Source organism: Streptomyces sp. NPDC046261 (assembly GCF_040646235.1).
Classification (GTDB): domain Bacteria; phylum Actinomycetota; class Actinomycetes; order Streptomycetales; family Streptomycetaceae; genus Streptomyces.
Genome location: NZ_JBEYZU010000010.1, coordinates 37,967 through 52,747 on the forward strand (window position 1 = coordinate 37,967; position 14,781 = coordinate 52,747).

Below are 14,781 nucleotides of genomic sequence, written 5' to 3' on the forward strand. Positions count from 1 at the left end.
TGCTAGTGGCTGGCTGCGGGGACGCCGGGGGCCGGGCCGCGGCGGCGGGTGTCGGGCGGGCCGGAGGCGCGTAGTCCGCCGGGCAGGTCGGCGCGGCCGCGGACGTCGAGCTTGCGGTAGACGTTGGTCAGGTGCATCTCGACCGTGCGGGGGGTGATGAACAACGCTTCGGCGATCTCTCTGTTGCTGATGCCGCCCTGGGCGAGGGAGGCGATCCGGCGTTCGCTGTCGGTGAGCGAGTCGAGCGGGCTGGCGGCGATCTGGGGCATCCGGCCGCCGGCGGTGACGAGCAGGGTGCGGGCGACGGCGCTGAGCGCGTGGTAGCCGCAGCGGGTGGCCAGTTCGATGGACTGCCGCAGGTTGCGGCGGGCGCCCGGGGCGTCGTCGCGGGCGAGCAGCTCGTGGCCGAGCTGGTAGGCGGCCTTGGCGTGCTCCATGCGGGCGGGGGAATCGGCGAGGACGTCCACGGCCTCGGCGAGCCGGTCCACCCGGGTCCGGCCGTCGGCGACCACGGCGGCGGCGATCAGGCCGATGCCGTGGGCGCGCGGGGTTCCCCAGCGCCGTATGTGCTCCTCGGCCCGCTCGACGACGCCGGCGGCCTCCGTGGCGCGGCCCAGGCGGACGAGGGTGGTGGTGGCCGGCAGCCACCAGGGGGCGAGGACGGGGTTGGTGACGCCGGCCTCGTCCAGGCTGCGCCCGCACCGCAGCCACAGCTCCAGCGCGCCCTCGAGGTCGCCCAGTTCCCGCAGCACCCGGGCCTGGGTGTAGAGGTAGTGGTGCCACTCCCAGATGGTGCGGTCGGTGCCGGCGCGGCCCAGGGGCTCGAGGAGGGCGGCGGCCTCGCGGGCCTTGCCCTGGGAGAGCAGGGCGGTGCTCAGGGCGATGTGGGGCAGCGGGGAGCCGGCGGTGCGCTCGCCGTGTGCGCAGATGTCGACGGCGGCCCGGGCGTCCCGGGCGGCGCCGGTGACGTCGCCCACGCCGTGCAGGGTGAGGGACCGGCCGGCGAGTGCGGCGACGTGCATGCGCGGCTCGTAGCGGGTGCGGCTGCCGGCCAGGGCCCGCTCCAGGCCGCTCAGCGCCTCGTCCACCTCGTCGGCGAGGCCGAGGACCAGGGAGGAGCCGAGCACCCACCATCCGGAGGGCGCGGTCTCCTCGACGCGCAGGGAGCGCCGGGCGAGCGAGGCGGCCTCGTGGGCACTCCCGCCGTCCAGGGCGGCGTAGGTGCTCATGGCGGACAGCAGCCGGCGTTCGGCGGGGCTGTCCCCTTCGGGTACGGGCCAGGTGCGGGCCCGTTCGCGGACCACGGTCATGGCCGCCTTCTCGTTGACGGCGGTGACCAGGAGAGCGGATTCGACGGAGGTGCGCAGCTCCCGTACGGCGGCGGCGGGTTCGGTGCCCAGGGCGGTGTGCAGGCCGTCCAGGACGCGCCCCAGGATGCGGACGGCCTCGGGGGCCCTGCTGGTGTTGAGGGCGGCCAGGCCGTACTCGACGGCGATGGGTGCCTGGTCGAGGGGGCCGGTGGCGGCGTCGAGGGCCCCGCGCAGGTGCCACAGCGCCATGGCGGGGGCGACGCGTGCGCAGGCTCTGGCCAGTTCGACGCGGATGTCCTTGCGCTGGGCCTCGGTGCGGGCGGCGGCCAGGGCGCGTTGCAGATAGCGGACGGCGGCTTCGGCGGCGGCGCGGCCCGGGGCCTCGGCGGCGGCGTCGCGCAGGACGTCGAGCATCCAGGGCTCGTCGAGTTCGGCCAGCAGCACCAGTTGGTCGGCCACGTCGGCGGCGGGGCGGCCGGTGTCGTTGAGGACGCGGGCGGCGCGGGCGCGCAGTTCCTCCAGCTCCGGCGCGGGCAGGTCGGCGAGGACCGCCGTGCGCACGGGGTCGCACATGGTGTGGGGTGTGCCGGGGTCGGCGGGGGCGATGAACTCGTGGCGCCGCAGGGCGTCCATGGCGGCGGCCATCCGTGTTCCGCTCACTCCGGAGAGGGCGGTGAGCAGGTCGGTGTCGGCGTGGCCGAGGACGGCGAGGGCGCGGGCGAGGCGGCGTACGGGGCGGGGCTGGCCGGCCAGGCACTCGGGGACCGCGGAGGCGACGACGCCCGCGCCGGCGGCCGCGATCCGGTGCGCTCCGGAGGCGTCGGGGCGGACGCCGGCCTCGCGCAGCCGGGCCAGGAGGCGGTGCAGCAGCTGGGGGTTGCCGCCGGTGACGTCGGCGCAGCGGGCGACGAAGCGCTCGTCGGGGCCGGCGCCCAGGGCGCGGGCGACGAGCTGGGCGGTGGCGCCGAGACCGAGCGGGCCGAGTTCGACGAGGTCCAGACGGTCCTGGGCGAGCATCTCGGCGAGCACGCCCGTGCCGGGACCGTCGCAGTCGGTGCGCTGGGAAAGGAGTACGAACAGGGGCCGGGCGGCGGCTCTGCGCAGGAGGAAGTCGAGGCATCTCAGGGAGGCTTCGTCGCACCATTGGACGTCATCGAGCACGAGCGCCAGGGGATTTTCGGCCATGAGGTCCACGGCCTGTCCGTAGACCCGGCGGTGGGCGGCGTAGGTGTCGCCAGGGCCTGCGGCGGCCGGGCCGTCCGGGGCGGCGGGGGCGGCCGGTTGGTACGGGCCGAAGAGGGCGTTCACTCCTCGGCGGTCGCGAAGGCCCGTGCCACCGGGGCGGCCGGTGTGGTGACGGACAGTGAACCCGGCGGGGCGCAGGCGGTCCGTCACGGCGCCCAGGAGGGTCGTCCTGCCGATGCCCGCGGGGCCTCGTACGAGGACGGCCCGGGCGCTTCCCTCGCGGGCCCGCACGGCGAGCCGTATCAGGCCGCTCAGCTCGACGGAACGGCCGGCCGGGCGTCGGGGACCGCCCTGACCTGCATCGAAGGTGACCGCCATGGCGTTCCTCTTTCGTGAAGCCACACTGGACCTCTGGTGACCGACGTGCCGGACAACGGCCCTGGGGAGGCCGACTTGCACGATCAAGATCGGAAACGACGGTAACAGTACCCCTAATGGGGACCCATCACGTTTGAGCCAGAATGACAAGCACCGTCGGCCAAGGGGGAACGCCGGGTAACCGCCCGCCCAGAGGACGTACCCCGGCGACTGCCTTTGTCAACGCAATTACCCTTCTTGATAGACAGAGCCCGAAAATGCACGCCTTCCGTGAGGCTGATATCCGACAGACATATGACTGATGTACGCTGCGGCGTTCTGCCCGTCCGGCCGGGTACGTCCCCGCCGACCGCTACCCCGGCCGGGTATCCGTCGCGGCCGCCACCGCCCGGCCGCCACCGAACAGACCGGAGCGACCTGTGCAGCTACACGTGGACCCCGCCGGCACCCTCCGCCCGGACACCGGCCACGACACCCCCTGGCCGCGGACCCTGGACGTACCCGCCGAGGGGACGCTCGACCTCTGGCTGCTGCACGCACCCGCCGCCTGGCTCGCCGCCAACCCCCTCGACCCGGCGCCGCTCGACGAGCGGGAGCGCGAGCGGGCCGCCTCCTTCGTCCGCCCCGCCGACCGCGCCACGTACACCGCCGCCCATCTCATGCTGCGCCGGATCCTCGGCGCCTACCTGGACGTCCCGGCCCCCGAGGTGCGCTTCGCCCGCGAGACGTGCCCCTGCTGCGGCGAGCCGCACGGCCGGCCCGCCGTCGACATGCCCGGCGCCCCCCACTTCTCCCTGTCGCACGGCGGCGAGCTCGTCCTGCTCGGCGTCGCCGGGGCGCCCGTCGGCGTGGACACCGAGCAACTGCCCGCCGCGCACACCGTCAGCGACGTCGCCGAGGCGCTCCACCCCGACGAGCGCCGCGAGATCATGGCGGCGGCGCCGGAGCGGCGGGCGGCGGTCTTCACCCGGCTGTGGGTCCGCAAGGAGGCCTACCTCAAGGGTCTCGGCACCGGCCTGGGCCGCTCCCCCGACCTCGACTACCTGGGCAACGGCGGCCCCGGCACGCCGGCATGGCCCGCGGGATGGACGATCGTCGACGTGCCGGTCGGCGCGGGGCACGGCGCGGCGGCGGTCCGCGGCGAGCTCAACAGCCGCTACGACGTGAGGCGGTTGACCCCGGAGGGGCTCACCGCCTGAGCCCCGGGCACGTGACGGCACGCCCCACGGGCCGGGCGTGCCGTCACTTGGCGACGACCCACCGGCCACTGTCCTTGGCGAATCCGGAGTCCGGCGTGAAGGTGACGGCCTTGGGCTTGGAGCCCTCGGGCACCGACACCACCACGTAACCGAGGGCCTTCTCGCCCGTCTTGAGCTTGACCGTGGCCGGCAGGTTGGGGCCCGAGGTGGTCCGGCCCATGGAACGGGTGAAGGTCTGCCCCTGCTCGTCGATGACCTTCACGCCGTTGGAGGGGGCGTCGTCGTAGCCGACCGTCCGGGTGTTGGCGATCTCGAACTGGGCGGCGACCCAGCGCTTGCCCGCGGACGGCTGCATGTACTTGTTGTCGCTCGTGGCGGGGTCGACCCAGTTCTTCAGGGTGACCGCGACCTGGGCGCCGTTCTTGGCCTTGAGGGTGGCGGTACCGCCGACGGCCAGGTCGCCGCCCTGGCCGGCGCCGGGCTTGTCCGGCGCGGGAGCCGGGTCCTTGGGCGCCCGGCTCGGCGCGGCGCTCGCGCCGGCGTCCGGCTTGGCGTCGACACCGTCGCTGTTGCAGGCGGTGGCGGTGGCCGCGAGCGCGATGACGATCGCGGCGGTGCTGAGCTGACGACGCATGAGTGAATCCCCGTGGTGGTTCCGTGCTTGACGTGCACATTCTTACCCGCACACCGGAGCCGGATTCCGCCCACGAGCGCCCTGTGGGGCTCCTGTGACAGTCGAGTGATCAAACCGTGGCAGCGCCTCCCCCGCACCCGGACGCATCACGCCTTACCGGATCGGCATCCCCGACAGGGCCCGTGCGATCACCAGGCGCTGGATCTCGCTGGTGCCCTCGAAGACGGTGTAGATCGCCGCATCGCGGTGCATGCGCTCCACGGGGTACTCCCTGGTGTAGCCGTTGCCGCCGAGGATCTGCATGGCCTGGGCGGTGACCTTCTTGGCCGTCTCCCCCGCGAAGAGCTTGGACATCGAGCCCTCGGCGGCGGTGAAGGGCCGGCCCGCGGTGGCCATCCAGGAAGCGCGCCAGACCAGCAGGCGGGCGGCGTCGATGCGGGTGCGCATGTCGGCGAGCTGGAAGGCCACGCCCTGGTTGTCGATGATCGGCCGGCCGAACTGGACGCGGGTCTTGGCGTACTCCAGGGCGACCTCGTACGCCGCGCGGGCGATGCCGACGGCCTGGGCGCCCACGGCCGGGCGGGACGCCTCGAAGGTGGCCATCGCCGCGTTCCCGGCCCGCTCGCCGCCGGCGGTGCCGGCCCGCTCGCGGGCGCGGGCCAGGCGCTCGTCGAGCTTGTCCTTGCCGCCCAGCAGGCAGTGGCCGGGTACCCGGACGTCCTGGAGGACTACCTCGGCGGTGTGGGAGGCGCGGATGCCGTGCTTCTTGAACTTCTGCCCCTGCGAGAGGCCGGGGGTGCCTGGCGGCACGACGAAGGGGGCGTGACCGCGGGAGCCGAGCTCGGGGTCGACCACGGCGACGACGACGTGGACGTCGGCGATGCCGCCGTTGGTGGCCCAGGTCTTGGTGCCGTTGAGGACCCATTCGTCCTTGGCCCGGTCGTAGACGGCCCGGGTGCGCATGGCGGCGACGTCCGAGCCGGCGTCGGGCTCGGAGGAGCAGAAGGCGGCGATCTTCACGTCGTTCGCGTCACCGTACATCTGCGGCACCCAGGTGCCGATCTGCTCGTGGGTGCCGTTGGTGAAGACGCTGATGGCGGCGAGCCCGGTGCCGGCGATCGCCAGGCCCAGACCCGCGTCGCCCCAGAAGAGCTCCTCCAGGGTGAGGGGGACGCCCAGGCCGGTGGGGTCGAAGAACTGCTGGGCGTAGAAGTCCAGCGAGTACAGCCCGATCCTGGCGGCCTCGCGGACGACCGGCCAGGGGAACTCCTCCCGTTCGTCCCACTCGGCCGCGGCGGGGCGCATGACGTCGGCGGCGAAGCCGTGGATCCAGTCCCGGATGGCCTTCTGGTCCTCGTCGAGCTCCAGCGCGAAGTCCCCCATGTCCCCTCCCAGCACGACTTACTTGCGGTAACGCGAGTCTGTTACCCACCGGTAGAATGTGTCAACGTCCCTGCCCCTCGAATCCGCTCCGTGGAGCGGGTGTTACGTTGCGCAGGCGTTTGTGAATCACTGGGCGGGGAGGCACGTCATATGGAGACCAGTCAGCGGGACGAACAGCAGCGGGCGGCGGAGCAGCGGCGCAGGGAATTGCTGGAGGCCGCCGACCGCGTGGTGCTGAGGGACGGACCGGGGGCCTCGATGAACGCCATCGCGGCCGAGGCGGGGATCACCAAGCCGATCCTCTACCGGCACTTCGGCGACAAGGGCGGCCTGTACCGGGCGCTGGCCGTGCGCCACACCGACGCCCTGCTGTCGGGGCTGCGCGCGTCGCTCGACGCCCCGGCGGGGCGGCGCGAGAGGGTCGAGGCGACCCTCGACAACTACCTCGCGGCGATAGAGGCCCGGCCGCAGGTCTACCGCTTCCTGATGCACCCGGCCGACGAGGGCAAGCCCGCCGAGCAGGGCTTCGACGTGGGCCGGCACTCCGCTCCCCTGCTGCGGCGGATGGGCGAGGAACTGGCCCAGGTCATAGCCGAGCGGGTGGACCTCGGACCGGAGGGCGAGGAGCTGGCCCGCGCGTGGGGGCACGGGATCGTCGGCATGATGCACGCCGCCGGCGACTGGTGGCTGCGGGAGCGGCCCTGTTCGCGCGGGGCGCTGGTGCGCCACCTCGCGGACCTGCTGTGGGGCCGGCTGGCCGTCTCGGGCGAGCGGCCGGACGGGCCGGGCTTCTGACCGGGCCGGGGCTCCGCCCCTCAGCCGCCGGACAGGCCGGCCGCGGCCCACGGCGCCCGCCGCACGGCCCGTAGCGCGCGGCGCCGGCGCAGGCCCGTCACATGGTCGAGGTACAGGCCGCCCTCGAGGTGATCGCACTCGTGCTGCAGGCAGCGGGCGAAGAACCCGGTGCCGCGCACGTGTGCGCGCGCGCCGTCCGCGGTGAAGCCCTCGACGACGGCCTCGTCGAAGCGGGGCGTGCCCGCCTCGACGCCCGGCACGGACAGGCAGCCCTCGGGGCCGCGGACCGTGATGCCCTCGGCGGCCACGAGCCGCGGATTGACCAGGTGGCCCACGTGCCGGCGGTCCTCGTCGTCCGGGCAGTCGTAGACGAAGACCCTCAGCGGGACACCTATCTGGTTGGCGGCCAGCCCCACCCCGCCCGCCGCGTACATGGTGGCGAACATGTCCTCGATCAGTGCGGAGAGGTCCGCGCCGAAGTCCGTGACCTCCTCGCAGGGTGCCACGAGACCCGGGTCTCCGAGCAGCCTCATGGGCCGCACTCGTCCTGAACTGCCGGGAATCGTGCCTCTTCGCATGGGCTCAAGAGTACGTTCCATGGACGGCGGGTTCGGGCCCGCGCCCGGATCTCGATAGGCTGATCCCCGACCGAAGCCTCCTGGCTGACGATTCGGCGCGGAGGGGGCGTTCCACCGGCGGACCAGGGACAGGCGCGGCGCCGGAACAAGGAGGATCTAGGACGATGGCAGGCAACTCGGGGCCACTGTCGCCGCGGGCCAAGCTGGCCGTGACGGCGGGCAAGGCGGCTGCGGCGGTGTCGCGGGCCGCGGGCCGCGGCAGCGGGTCGGTGATCGGCGGCAAGGTCGCGCTCAAGCTCGACCCCGACCTGCTGGCCCGGCTGGCAACCCACCTGGACGTGGTCCTGGTGTCGGCCACCAACGGCAAGACGACCACGACCCGGCTGATCGCCGAGGCGCTGCGGGCCAGCGGACCGGTGGTGTCCAACGCGCTGGGCGCGAACATGCCCGCGGGCATCACCTCGGCCCTGGCGGGCGGCTCGGACGCGCGCTACGCCGTGATCGAGGTGGACGAGAAGTACCTGGCGGGCGTCGCCCGCGACACCTCGCCGAAGGCCATAGCGCTGCTGAACCTCTCGCGCGACCAGCTCGACCGGGCCGCGGAGACGCGCATGCTCGCCGAGAAGTGGCGTGAGGGTCTGGCCGGCTCCAAGGCCGTGGTGATCGCCAACGCGGACGACCCGCTGATCGTGTGGGCCGCTTCCTCGTCGTCGAACGTGGTGTGGGTCGCGGCCGGCCAGGAATGGAAGGACGACGCCTGGTCGTGCCCCTCCTGCGGTGGCGTGATGCAGCGCCCGGGCGACGACTGGTTCTGCGGCGAGTGCGGCTTCAGGCGGCCCACGCCGAGCTGGGCGCTGTCGGGCGACTACGTCCTCGACCCGCACGGCTCCGCGTGGCCGATCCACCTGCAGCTGCCGGGCCGGGCCAACAAGGCCAACGCCACCAGCTCGGCCGCCGTGGCCGCGACCTTCGGGGTGCCCCCGCAGGTGGCGCTGGAGCGGATGTACCAGGTGCAGGCGGTGGCCGGCCGGTACGACGTGGTGAGCTTCCTGGGCCGTGAGGTGCGGCTGCTGCTGGCGAAGAACCCGGCCGGCTGGCTGGAGACGTTCTCGCTGATCGACGGGCCGCCGGCGCCGGTGATCCTGTCGGTGAACGCCCGCGGCGCCGACGGCACCGACACCTCGTGGCTGTGGGACGTGGACTACACCCGTCTCGCCGGACACCCGATCATGGTCATCGGCGACCGCAAGCTGGACCTGGCGGTGCGCCTGGAGGTCGCGGGCGTGGACTTCCGGGTCTGCGAGAACGTCGACGAGGCCGTGCAGGGCTGTCCGCCCGGCAAGATCGAGGTCATCGCCAACTACACGGCGTTCCAGGACATCCGCCGCCGCGTCGGCAACTAGAAGACCCACCGACGGCACTGAAGGATTGTGAGCATGAGCCAGAACAGTCTGCGTGTGGTGTGGGTCTACCCCGACCTGCTCAGCACCTACGGCGACCAGGGCAACGTCCTGGTCCTGGAGCGGCGCGCCCAGCAGCGCCGCCTGGACGTCCAGCGGGTGGACGTCCGCTCCGACCAGCAGATCCCCACCTCCGGGGACATCTACCTCATCGGCGGCGGTGAGGACCGTCCGCAGCGGCTGGCGGCTGAGCGGCTGCGCCGGGACGGCGGTCTGAACCGGGCCGTCGCCAACGGCGCGATCGTCTTCTCGGTCTGCGCCGGCTACCAGATCCTGGGCCACGAGTTCATCAACGACCTGGGCCAGCGCGAGCAGGGCCTGGGGCTGCTGGACGTCGTCAGCACCCGGGGCGAGTCCGAGCGCTGCGTGGGCGACGTGCTGGCCGACATCGACCAGCCGCTGGGCCTGCCCCCGCTGACCGGTTTCGAGAACCACCAGGGCATCACGCACCTGGGCCCGACGGCCCGCCCGTTCGCCCGGGTCCGCTACGGCAAGGGCAACGGCACCGGCGACGGCACCGAGGGCGCGTACAACGAGACCGTCTTCGGTACGTACATGCACGGCCCGGTCATGGCCCGTAACCCGCATATCTCGGACATGCTGATCAAGCTGGCGCTGGACGTCAACGCCCTGCCGCCGGTCGACGACCGCTGGTACGAGGCGCTGCGCGCCGAGCGGATCGCGGCGGCGACACAGCCCGCATAGCGGACGGTTCCGGTCCCCGCCGCCCTGCCCGGCTAGGGTGGCGGGGATCGCACCGGACGACGGGGTCCGGTCCCCGGCCCCGACGCGGCCCCGGTGCCGCCCTGTTGCGAGGTTCCCTGTCATGCGCATCGGTGTTCTCACCTCCGGCGGCGACTGCCCCGGACTCAACGCCGTCATCCGGTCCGTCGTGCACCGCGCGGTCGTCGACCACGGCGACGAGGTCATCGGCTTCCACGACGGCTGGCGCGGCCTGCTGGAGGCGGACTTCCGCGAGCTGGACCTGGAGGCCGTGGGCGGCATCCTGGCCACCGGCGGCACCATCCTCGGCTCCTCCCGGGTCCGCCCGGACCTGCTGCGCGAGGGCGTCGAGCGGGCCCGGGGCCACGTCGCCGACCTGGGCCTGGACGCCGTGGTCCCCATCGGCGGCGAGGGCACCCTCAAGGCCGCGCGCCTGCTGTCGGACGCCGGGCTGCCCATCGTGGGCGTACCCAAGACCATCGACAACGACATCGCGTCGACCGATGTCACCTTCGGTTTCGACACGGCGGTGGGGGTGGCGACCGACGCCCTGGACCGGCTGAAGACGACGGCCGAGTCGCACCAGCGGGTGCTCATCGTCGAGGTGATGGGCCGTCACACCGGCTGGATCGCCCTGCACTCGGGCATGGCGGCCGGCGCGCACGCCATCGTCGTGCCGGAGCGCCCCTTCGACATCGACGAGCTGACCGCGGTGGTCGGCAAGCGCTTCGAGGCGGGCAAGCGGTTCGCGATCGTGGTGGTCGCCGAGGGCGCCAAGCCGCGCCCGGGCTCCATGGAGTTCCAGGTCGGCGCCACGGACGTCTACGGACACGAACGGTTCGCCGGCGTCGCCGGCCAGCTGGCGGGCGAGCTGGAACGGCGGCTGGGCAAGGAGGCCCGGCCCGTGATCCTCGGCCATGTGCAGCGCGGCGGCACGCCCACCGCGTACGACCGGGTGCTGGCGACCCGCTTCGGCTGGCACGCGGTGGAGGCGGTGCACCAGGGCGCGTTCGGGATGATGACGGCCCTGCACGGCACGGACATCACTCTCGTGCCGCTGGCGACGGCCGTCGAGCGGCTCAAGACCGTGCCGGCCGAGCGGTACACCGAAGTCGAGTGCGTGCTGTGAGCTGATCGACGCCCGCCGCGGCAAGCCGCCCCGGCCTCGGGCCCGGCGGGCGGCGCCTCTACTCTGGTCCCGGCGCATCGGTACGAAATGGGAGAGAGCGGATGGATCACAGCGGGCACGGCATGATGCATATGGACATGCCGCCGTTCACGCTGGAGCGGGGTCTGCAGTTCAGTGGCGAACCGTTCTTCATGATCGGCTGCCTGCTGGGGCTGGGCCTGTACGGCTGGGGCGTGGTGCGGCTGCGGCGGCGCGGGGACGCGTGGCCGTGGGGCCGGGTGGTGGCGTTCGTCCTGGGCGTGCTGAGCGTGGCGCTGGTGATGTGCACCAAGCTCAACGACTACGGCATGGTCATGTTCAGCGTGCACATGGTGCAGCACATGGTCATCAGCATGCTCTCCCCCATCCTGCTGCTGCTCGGCGCGCCCGTGACGCTGACGCTGCGGTCCCTGCCGGCGGCCGGGCGCGGGCGCAGGGGCCCGCGCGAGTGGCTGGTGGCCCTGCTGCACAGCCGCTACATGCGCGTCATCACGCACCCGGCGTTCACCATCCCGCTGTTCATCGCGAGCCTGTACGCCCTGTACTTCACGCCCCTCTTCGACTTCCTCATGGGGTCCAAGACGGGGCACATCGCGATGATGGTCCACTTCCTCGCCGTCGGCCTGGTCTTCTTCTGGCCGATCATGGGCGTGGACCCGGGCCCGCACCGGCCGGGGTATGTGATGCGGATGCTGGAGCTGTTCGCCGGCATGCCCTTCCACGCGTTCTTCGGCATCGCGCTGATGATGGCCTCGGAGCCGATGATCGGCACGTACATGCACCCGCCGGCCTCGCTCGGCATCGACGCCCTGGACGACCAGAAGGCGGGCGGCGGCATCGCCTGGGCGTTCAGCGAGATCCCCTCGGTGCTGGTGCTGCTCGCGCTCGTCTACCAGTGGTACCGCTCGGAGCAGCGGCAAGCCAAGCGCAGCGACCGGGCCGCGGACCGGGACGGCGACAAGGAGCTGGCGGCCTACAACGCCTATCTGGCCTCGCTCAACACGCGGGGGCAGTGAACCGGGCAGGTCACAGGTATGGCGGTACGGGCCGCGGCGGGGAGACCATGGTCTCCTGGCCGCGGCCCTCGCGTATTTCTCCGGCGGGGCCGCCGTGAGGAAGGTGCGGGGATGCCCGGATCTGCGAGAACGATGGCGACGCTGACCGTCGGCGCGCTGGTTCTGGTGACCGCCTACACCGTGACGCTCGGCAGCAACGGGTGGCTGTGGTTCACGTGGGTGGTCCTGGGACTGGCGACCATAGGGACGCTGGCGGCCCGCGGTACGTGACGGGGCGCGCGAGGTGGACCTCCGGGAGGCCGGGGTCCGGCCTCCCACGCCCACGCCCGCGGCCGGCTGCCCGGCCCGTCAGAAGCGGAAGACGGGGCCGGTGGCCGACTCCAGCGCGCAGAGGTTGGGGAAGGTCTTGCGCCAGGCGACCGCGACGCCGCGCCATTCGCCGTCGGCGGTCGCGGTGACCGGGTCCTCCTCCTTGCCGCACACCGCATGGCTGTCCCCGGTGAGCGCGTCCGGCTTGCCGCCCGCCCGGCGCAGGCTCTCGCAGGCCTCGGGCGCGCGGGGGTGGTGGCCGCCCGGCCCGGGGCAGACGAGCTGGACGCCGCGGATCCAGGTGCTCTGGGCACCGGAGACGGTGAGCAGCACCCGGCCCCCGTCCATGTCGTCGGCCCCCGCCGGGGCCTGGGGCAGGGTGAGCAGGGCGGTGGCGGTCGCCGCGAGGGCCGCGGTGGTACGTACGGACATGGGTGGTGCCTCCAGGGGCGCGCGGGTACCCGCGCCAGGCCACCGCGCACGCGCTCGCGCGGCAAGCGGCCGCACCGGGCCGTCACCCGTGTGGGGGTCCCGGGCCACTCGGTCGGCCGTGGGGGGTGACCTGCGGAAAACCCCTCGCGGCCCGGGTGCCGGCGGCCCTACGCTCGGCGCTTGTGACACAGCTTCTGACGAGGGACGACGCATGAGTGCGCGACTGCGCGAGGTCGCGCGGCTGACGGAGGTGATCGTCGGCTCCGGCCGCTACACCACGCCCGGCGGCCGGACGGTGGACATCGCCGCCGAGGTCGGGCGGGCGAGGCGCGGGACCCTGCTGTACGGGCCCGCCCCGCTGACCGTGCCGGAGGCCGCCCGTCCCGTGGCGGCGACGGCGTTCGAAGTCACCGGTGAGGGCAGCCTGGACGCCTCGCGCCGGCTGGCGGCGGACGGCACGGTGGCGGTCCTCAACTTCGCCTCCGCCCGCAACCCCGGGGGCGGCTACCTCAACGGCGCCCAGGCCCAGGAGGAGGCGCTGTGCCGCGGCTCGGCGCTGTACACGTGCCTGCGTGAGGCCCCGGAGTACTACGCTGCGCACCGCGCCGACCCGAGCCCGTTCTACAGCCACCGCGTCATCCACTCCCCCGGCGTCCCCGTCTTCCGCGACGACCGCAACGCCCTCCTCGAAACCCCTTACGTGGCGGGCTTCCTGACCTCGCCGGCGCCCAACGCCGGTGTGATCGCCCGGCGCACCCCGGGCGAGAGCGGCCGCATCCCGGCGGTGCTGGCGGAGCGCGCCGGCCGCGTCCTGGAGGTCGCGGCCGTACACGGCTACCGTCAACTGGTGCTCGGCGCCTGGGGATGCGGGGTCTTCCAGAACGACCCGCACCAGGTCGCGGCGGCCTTCGCCGGCCATCTCAGGGGAGAGGGGCGGTTCGCGGACCGCTTCGAGCGCGTGGTCTTCGCGGTCCTGGACCGCCGCGCCGACTCCCCGGTCCGGGCGGCGTTCGCCTCGGCGTTCACACCGCACGGGCGCTGAGGGCTCACACCAGGGCGGGGTCCGGCGCGGGCAGCTCCTCCCGGGCTCCGTCCGGCCTGATCCTGAAGAGGCCGGGCCCCACCTCGTCCGACCGCAGCCAGATCGCGGCGCACCTGTCCGCCGGCCACACGGTGTGCAGGGACCACCAGACCCCGTCCACGCGGGTGCCGGTCAGGTCGGCGTCGGTCAGGTCCGCGTCCTGCAGCCGGGCCCCGCTCAGGTCGGCGCCGGTGAGGTCGGCGGCCCTGAGGCGGGCGCCGGTCAGGGCGGAACCGGTCAGGAGGGCGCCGCGCAGCCGGGCCCCGCTGAGGTCGGCGGCCGTGAGGTCGGCGGCGTGGCAGCGCGCACCGTCCAGGGTGGTTCCGGCCAGCAGCGCGTACCGCAGGCCGGCGCCGCGCAGTTCGGCGCCGCTCACGTCGACGCCGGACAGGTCGGCGCCCTCCAGGGCGGCCCCGGCGAGGCAGGCCCGGGCCAGGCTCGTACCGCGGAGGTCCATGCCCCGCAGGTCGGCGCCCGAGAGACCTGAGAGAGGGGCCCCGGGGCGGATGTCGAGGACGGGGCGGAAGGCGAGCGCGGCACGCAGCCAGGCGAACCGGCCGTGCAGGGCCACGGCGGCGGCCGGCCGGGGCGCCGCGGCGACGAGGCGGTCCAGGACCCGCCTCAGGAACGAGTCGGCGGGCATCACTCGCACCTCCCCCGCGAGGCCCGGTCGTCCGTGCGTCCGGGCAGGGACGCCGACTGGGCGAGCTGGATCAGCAGCCGGGGCGCGGTCATCCCCACGAGTGCGGCGCCGAAGGGCCCCACGAGCTGGTGCGAGGCGGCGCACGCCAGGGCCAGGCCGGCTCCCAGCCCGCAGCGGATGAGCACCGCCGCGGCGTACGGCGCCGACTCGGCCCGGCCGTCGCACGTCCACGGAAAGCCGCGCGCGCTCCGCATCGCCGTCCGCAGCCCGACTCCCTCCGAGAGAGCCGCACCCGCGAGCCCCCACAGGCATGCCGCCCACACCCCCACCTGCCACCCCTCCCCTGGCCCCCGCGCGGACCGCGTTCCCCGGGCCGTTCCCCCGTAACCTGCCAGCAGTGGGGGCGGGTATGGCCAAAAACCGCCGAACCGGGTACCCGGGGCGGCCGGGCGTGCCATAGTGCTGCGCCCCGGCCCATGTCGGACCG

15 protein-coding genes are annotated in these 14,781 nt (G+C 73.8%); 8 read left to right on the top strand and 7 right to left on the bottom strand.

The genetic code is table 11. From position 1 onward, the window contains the following. Positions 1 to 2: 2 nt before the first annotated feature. Positions 3 to 2,873: an AAA family ATPase gene (locus tag ABZ956_RS19420; RefSeq protein WP_361894765.1), complete on the bottom strand. Its 2,871-nt coding sequence runs from the start codon at positions 2,871 to 2,873 to the stop codon at positions 3 to 5. A 419-nt stretch (positions 2,874 to 3,292) separates the two neighbouring features. Here ABZ956_RS19420 and ABZ956_RS19425 point away from each other — a divergent pair, with 419 nt between their 5' ends. Beyond that, positions 3,293 to 4,072 carry a 4'-phosphopantetheinyl transferase superfamily protein gene (locus ABZ956_RS19425; RefSeq protein ID WP_361894768.1) on the top strand — a complete coding sequence of 260 codons (780 nt, stop codon included), beginning with the start codon at positions 3,293 to 3,295 and terminating at the stop codon, positions 4,070 to 4,072. 43 nt (positions 4,073 to 4,115) lie between these two features. Here the strand turns inward: ABZ956_RS19425 and ABZ956_RS19430 are convergent, their stop codons facing one another. Together ABZ956_RS19430 and ABZ956_RS19435 are read right to left on the bottom strand one after the other, a co-directional pair. Continuing rightward, positions 4,116 to 4,706, bottom strand: a complete 591-nt coding sequence (locus ABZ956_RS19430; RefSeq protein WP_361894771.1) for a DUF4352 domain-containing protein — start codon at positions 4,704 to 4,706, stop codon at positions 4,116 to 4,118. 153 nt (positions 4,707 to 4,859) lie between these two features. Next, positions 4,860 to 6,089: an acyl-CoA dehydrogenase family protein gene (locus tag ABZ956_RS19435; protein WP_361894774.1), complete on the bottom strand. Its 1,230-nt coding sequence runs from the start codon at positions 6,087 to 6,089 to the stop codon at positions 4,860 to 4,862. 150 nt (positions 6,090 to 6,239) lie between these two features. On the opposite strand from ABZ956_RS19435, the gene ABZ956_RS19440 reads away from it, so the two are divergent. Then, complete coding sequence (locus ABZ956_RS19440) at positions 6,240 to 6,884, top strand: TetR family transcriptional regulator (RefSeq protein ID WP_361894777.1); 645 nt, start codon at positions 6,240 to 6,242, stop codon at positions 6,882 to 6,884. Between the two features lie 20 nt (positions 6,885 to 6,904). Here ABZ956_RS19440 and def read toward each other — a convergent pair whose 3' ends face one another. Further along, the gene (gene def / locus ABZ956_RS19445) at positions 6,905 to 7,462 is read right to left on the bottom strand and encodes a peptide deformylase (RefSeq protein ID WP_361894780.1); all 558 of its coding nucleotides are present in this window, start codon (positions 7,460 to 7,462) and stop codon (positions 6,905 to 6,907) included. Positions 7,463 to 7,626: 164 nt separating this feature from the next. Here def and ABZ956_RS19450 point away from each other — a divergent pair, with 164 nt between their 5' ends. From ABZ956_RS19450 to ABZ956_RS19470, 5 genes are all read left to right on the top strand, one after another. Further along, positions 7,627 to 8,865, top strand: a complete 1,239-nt coding sequence (locus ABZ956_RS19450) for a MurT ligase domain-containing protein (RefSeq protein ID WP_361894783.1) — start codon at positions 7,627 to 7,629, stop codon at positions 8,863 to 8,865. Between the two features lie 33 nt (positions 8,866 to 8,898). Beyond that, positions 8,899 to 9,627 (top strand): glutamine amidotransferase, encoded by a 729-nt coding sequence (locus ABZ956_RS19455; protein ID WP_361894786.1) that lies wholly within the window; start codon positions 8,899 to 8,901, stop codon positions 9,625 to 9,627. A gap of 121 nt (positions 9,628 to 9,748) precedes the next feature. Next, the gene (locus tag ABZ956_RS19460; RefSeq protein WP_361894789.1) at positions 9,749 to 10,774 is read left to right on the top strand and encodes a 6-phosphofructokinase; all 1,026 of its coding nucleotides are present in this window, start codon (positions 9,749 to 9,751) and stop codon (positions 10,772 to 10,774) included. 101 nt (positions 10,775 to 10,875) lie between these two features. Beyond that, positions 10,876 to 11,829, top strand: coding sequence for a cytochrome c oxidase assembly protein (locus ABZ956_RS19465; protein WP_361894791.1), 954 nt, complete (start codon positions 10,876 to 10,878; stop codon positions 11,827 to 11,829). A 111-nt stretch (positions 11,830 to 11,940) separates the two neighbouring features. Next, complete coding sequence (locus tag ABZ956_RS19470; protein WP_361894794.1) at positions 11,941 to 12,099, top strand: hypothetical protein; 159 nt, start codon at positions 11,941 to 11,943, stop codon at positions 12,097 to 12,099. A gap of 78 nt (positions 12,100 to 12,177) precedes the next feature. On the opposite strand, the gene ABZ956_RS19475 is transcribed toward ABZ956_RS19470, so the two are convergent. Continuing rightward, on the bottom strand, positions 12,178 to 12,570 hold the full coding sequence (locus tag ABZ956_RS19475) for an SSI family serine proteinase inhibitor (RefSeq protein WP_361894797.1): 393 nt from the start codon (positions 12,568 to 12,570) through the stop codon (positions 12,178 to 12,180). Between the two features lie 211 nt (positions 12,571 to 12,781). Between ABZ956_RS19475 and ABZ956_RS19480 the strand changes: the two genes are divergently transcribed. Next, entirely contained in the window at positions 12,782 to 13,612 is an 831-nt protein-coding gene (locus ABZ956_RS19480) for a TIGR02452 family protein (protein WP_361894800.1), read from the top strand. Positions 13,613 to 13,616: 4 nt separating this feature from the next. Here the strand turns inward: ABZ956_RS19480 and ABZ956_RS19485 are convergent, their stop codons facing one another. Both ABZ956_RS19485 and ABZ956_RS19490 read right to left on the bottom strand, forming a co-directional pair. Further along, positions 13,617 to 14,294 (bottom strand): pentapeptide repeat-containing protein, encoded by a 678-nt coding sequence (locus ABZ956_RS19485; RefSeq protein WP_361894803.1) that lies wholly within the window; start codon positions 14,292 to 14,294, stop codon positions 13,617 to 13,619. Then, a complete protein-coding gene (locus tag ABZ956_RS19490; RefSeq protein WP_361894806.1) occupies positions 14,294 to 14,548 on the bottom strand; it encodes a hypothetical protein in 255 nt (84 codons plus the stop codon). Before ABZ956_RS19490 ends, ABZ956_RS19485 begins: the two co-directional genes overlap by 1 nt. Positions 14,549 to 14,781 lie beyond the last annotated feature (233 nt).

What these genes read in the sequence shown, in the direction of transcription:
- ABZ956_RS19480 (WP_361894800.1), top strand. Translation starts at nt 12,782, where the DNA reads ATGAGTGCGCGACTGCGCGAGGTCGCGCGGCTGACGGAGGTGATCGTC.
- ABZ956_RS19430 (WP_361894771.1), bottom strand. Translation starts at nt 4,706, where the DNA reads ATGCGTCGTCAGCTCAGCACCGCCGCGATCGTCATCGCGCTCGCGGCC.
- ABZ956_RS19490 (WP_361894806.1), bottom strand. Translation starts at nt 14,548, where the DNA reads ATGCGGAGCGCGCGCGGCTTTCCGTGGACGTGCGACGGCCGGGCCGAG.
- ABZ956_RS19455 (WP_361894786.1), top strand. Translation starts at nt 8,899, where the DNA reads ATGAGCCAGAACAGTCTGCGTGTGGTGTGGGTCTACCCCGACCTGCTC.
- def (WP_361894780.1), bottom strand. Translation starts at nt 7,462, where the DNA reads ATGCGAAGAGGCACGATTCCCGGCAGTTCAGGACGAGTGCGGCCCATG.
- ABZ956_RS19450 (WP_361894783.1), top strand. Translation starts at nt 7,627, where the DNA reads ATGGCAGGCAACTCGGGGCCACTGTCGCCGCGGGCCAAGCTGGCCGTG.
- ABZ956_RS19475 (WP_361894797.1), bottom strand. Translation starts at nt 12,570, where the DNA reads ATGTCCGTACGTACCACCGCGGCCCTCGCGGCGACCGCCACCGCCCTG.
- ABZ956_RS19460 (WP_361894789.1), top strand. Translation starts at nt 9,749, where the DNA reads ATGCGCATCGGTGTTCTCACCTCCGGCGGCGACTGCCCCGGACTCAAC.
- ABZ956_RS19465 (WP_361894791.1), top strand. Translation starts at nt 10,876, where the DNA reads ATGGATCACAGCGGGCACGGCATGATGCATATGGACATGCCGCCGTTC.
- ABZ956_RS19435 (WP_361894774.1), bottom strand. Translation starts at nt 6,089, where the DNA reads ATGGGGGACTTCGCGCTGGAGCTCGACGAGGACCAGAAGGCCATCCGG.
- ABZ956_RS19470 (WP_361894794.1), top strand. Translation starts at nt 11,941, where the DNA reads ATGCCCGGATCTGCGAGAACGATGGCGACGCTGACCGTCGGCGCGCTG.
- ABZ956_RS19420 (WP_361894765.1), bottom strand. Translation starts at nt 2,873, where the DNA reads ATGGCGGTCACCTTCGATGCAGGTCAGGGCGGTCCCCGACGCCCGGCC.
- ABZ956_RS19485 (WP_361894803.1), bottom strand. Translation starts at nt 14,294, where the DNA reads ATGCCCGCCGACTCGTTCCTGAGGCGGGTCCTGGACCGCCTCGTCGCC.
- ABZ956_RS19440 (WP_361894777.1), top strand. Translation starts at nt 6,240, where the DNA reads ATGGAGACCAGTCAGCGGGACGAACAGCAGCGGGCGGCGGAGCAGCGG.